The 2,769-nt window shown below is 70.7% G+C and carries 3 protein-coding genes; all 3 read right to left on the bottom strand.

Annotated features, from left to right (window positions below; translation table 11 throughout):
• A partial coding sequence (locus Q0066_RS03825) for a glycine C-acetyltransferase (RefSeq protein WP_298130232.1) occupies positions 1-848 on the bottom strand: 848 nt, incomplete at its 3' end.
• A 25-nt stretch (positions 849-873) separates the two neighbouring features.
• Positions 874-1,824 carry a hypothetical protein gene (locus tag Q0066_RS03830; RefSeq protein ID WP_298130228.1) on the bottom strand — a complete coding sequence of 317 codons (951 nt, stop codon included), beginning with the start codon at positions 1,822-1,824 and terminating at the stop codon, positions 874-876.
• Positions 1,821-2,753 carry an ATP-binding cassette domain-containing protein gene (locus Q0066_RS03835; RefSeq protein ID WP_298130230.1) on the bottom strand — a complete coding sequence of 311 codons (933 nt, stop codon included), beginning with the start codon at positions 2,751-2,753 and terminating at the stop codon, positions 1,821-1,823. The genes Q0066_RS03830 and Q0066_RS03835 overlap by 4 nt, the downstream gene beginning before the upstream one ends.
• Positions 2,754-2,769: the final 16 nt, after the last annotated feature.

The raw sequence follows: 2,769 nt of genomic DNA on the forward strand, positions 1-2,769 counted from the left end.
TCCAGCGCCTGCAGCGAACCCGCCACCACCGACGGCGCCACCGAGTTGCTGAACAGGTAGGGACGCGACCGTTGCCGCAGCAGCTCGACGATCTCGGCGTGCGCCGCGATGTAGCCGCCGGACGCCCCGCCCAGGGCCTTGCCGAGCGTGCCGGAGAGGATGTCGACCCGGTCGGCGACACCGAACAGTTCGGGCGTGCCGCGTCCGTGCTCACCGACGAAACCGACGGCGTGCGAGTCGTCCACGAAGACCAGGGCGCCGTGGGCGTCGGCCAGGTCGCAGATGCCGGGCAGCGGGGCGTAGCTGCCGTCCATCGAGAACACGCCGTCGGTGACGATCACCTTCCGGCGGGCACCGGACGCCGCCTGCAGCTGGCGTTCCAGGTCGGCGAGATCGGCGTTGCGGTAGCGGAAGCGGGCCGCCTTGCTGAGCCGGACGCCGTCGATGATCGAGGCGTGGTTCAGCTCGTCGGAGATGATGGCGTCGCCCTCGGAGAACAGGGTCTCGAAGACGCCGCCGTTGGCGTCGAAGCACGACGAGTACAGGATCGCGTCGCCGGTGCCCAGGAAGCTCGCCAGCCGCCGTTCCAGTTCGCGGTGCTGCGTCTGGGTGCCGCAGATGAACCGCACCGACGCCATCCCGAACCCCCACCGGTCGAGGCCGGCATGGGCGGCCGCGACCACGTCCGGGTGATCGGCGAGCCCGAGATAGTTGTTGGCGCAGAAGTTCAGCGACTGCCCACCGTCGGTGGCGATGTGCGCCGACTGCGGGGTGCCGATCTCACGTTCGGTCTTGTACAACCCGGCGGAGCGGATCTCGTCGAGGGTGCCGATCAGTTCGTCGCGCAGCGTGTACATAGCGTGAACCTAGCGCCTAGCGGATCTCGCGGGTGGTGAAGCGCCAGCCGGCCAATGCCAGCACCACGGCGAGCAGGCCGCCCAGATAGGCCGACGCCTGGCCCAGGCCGAGGGTGTAGGTGGCCTCGACCATCGCCCCGTTCGGGCCCCGCTCGGCGTAGGCGATCTCGGTGCTGCCGGCGAGGAAGGCCTGAATATTCGGGTCGGGCAGCGCCGCCTGCAGCCACGCCGATCCGCCCATCACCAGGGCGATCAGGCCGATCGCCCACTGCAGCACCATCAGGCCGAGCAGCAATCCGACCGGACCCACCGTGCTGCCGAACAGGCCGGCCAGGGCGAAGCCGACCAGGCCGGCGATCAGCACCAGTAGCAGGCCCCGTCCGGCCATCGCCCAGGCTTCGGCCGCCGGTTGCAGGGCGCCCGGCTCAGCCCAGGCCAGCACGATGCCCGCCGCGCCCGCCTGGAACAGGCCGATCACCGCCACCCCGAGCAGCGTCACGCCCACCGCAGCGGCCACCGCTTTGCTCACCAGCACCGGTAGCCGCGAGGGGACGTAGGTGAGCCAGGTGCCGATGTTGCCGGTCTTGAACTCGGCACCGATGAAGGACGCCCCGGCCAGCAGCGCCGCGTAGGCGGCGATCATCGTGCCGGCCTGCGCCATCCCGCCGGCCAGCGCCGCATACGGCGGCGGCTCACGGACGAAGTCGGAACGTTCAGGGGTCCAGGAGGCACATTCCTCGGCGGTGCCGCCGTCGCGCAGGCATTGCTGCGCCTCGCGTTCGGCCTCCTGCTTCATCTCGGTGTACTGCTGCTCGGCGTAGGCGAGCTCCTGGCTCGACATCGGACGGGCGCTGTAGGCGGTCCCGGCCACCACCAGCAGGGTGAGCAGCACACTGGCGGCGAACACCACCCAGACCAGCCGGCGGCTGAACCAGCGGTTCAGTTCGGCACCGATCAGCCGGCTCATGCCGCACCGCCGACCGGGCCGGTGACTTCCAGGTACAGCTGTTCCAGGTTGCGGCGCTGGACGCTCAGCTCACTCACCCAGAGCCCCTGCTCGCCCAGCACCCGCGCCACCAGCGCCGGGTCGAGCGGGCCGTCCGGCCTGGTGACCAGCAGTCCCGGACCGGACGGCTGCACGGCCAGGCCCGCCGTCCGCAGGATCTCGGACGCGCGCAGCGGATCGGCGACGACGACTCGGACGGGGTCGCTGCCGGCCGCCAGCAGAGTGGCCACCGGTCCTTCGGCCAGCGTCTGGCCGCGGGCGATGATGGTCACCGTGTCGGCGACCTGCTGCACCTCGGCCAGGATGTGGCTGGAGACCAGCACCGTCTTGCCGGCATCGGCCAACTGCCGCACTGTGGCCCGGAAGTCGTGGATGCCCTGCGGGTCGAGACCGTTGGTCGGCTCGTCGAAGATCAACAGCTGCGGATCCTTGAGCAGGGTGGCGGCGACCGCCAGCCGCTGCTTCATGCCCAGCGAGTAGGTGCGGAAGTCGCCGCGCTCGCGTCCGGTCAGGCCGACCTGGTCGATCACCTCCGCGACCCGGGACAGCGGTGCGCCGATCGCCTGGGCCAGCAACGCCAGGTTCTTGCGGGCCGAGAAGGTGTCGAAGAACTTCGGCTGCTCGACGATCGCGCCGACCTTGTCGATCACCTGCGGCAGCCGTGCGGGCACCGGCTCACCGAACAGCCGCATGGTGCCGGCGTCGGCGGGGATCAGTCCGAGCAGCATCCGGATCGTGGTGGTCTTGCCCGAACCGTTGGGGCCCAGAAAGCCGTGCACGCCGCCGTCCGGCACCGTCATGCTCAGCCCGTCGACGGCCTTGATCGCTCCGTAGCGCTTGCCCAGGCCGCTGATCGCGACGGCCGGCGTCGGGTGGGGGTGGTCACTCATCCGCCCATCCTGCCAG

The sequence above is a fragment of the Micropruina sp. genome, assembly GCF_027492755.1.
GTDB lineage: Bacteria > Actinomycetota > Actinomycetes > Propionibacteriales > Propionibacteriaceae > Micropruina.

Bases quoted from the DNA above. Each gene is read 5' to 3' on its own strand.
- Q0066_RS03835 (WP_298130230.1), bottom strand. From the start codon at position 2,753: ATGAGTGACCACCCCCACCCGACGCCGGCCGTCGCGATCAGCGGCCTG.
- Q0066_RS03830 (WP_298130228.1), bottom strand. From the start codon at position 1,824: ATGAGCCGGCTGATCGGTGCCGAACTGAACCGCTGGTTCAGCCGCCGG.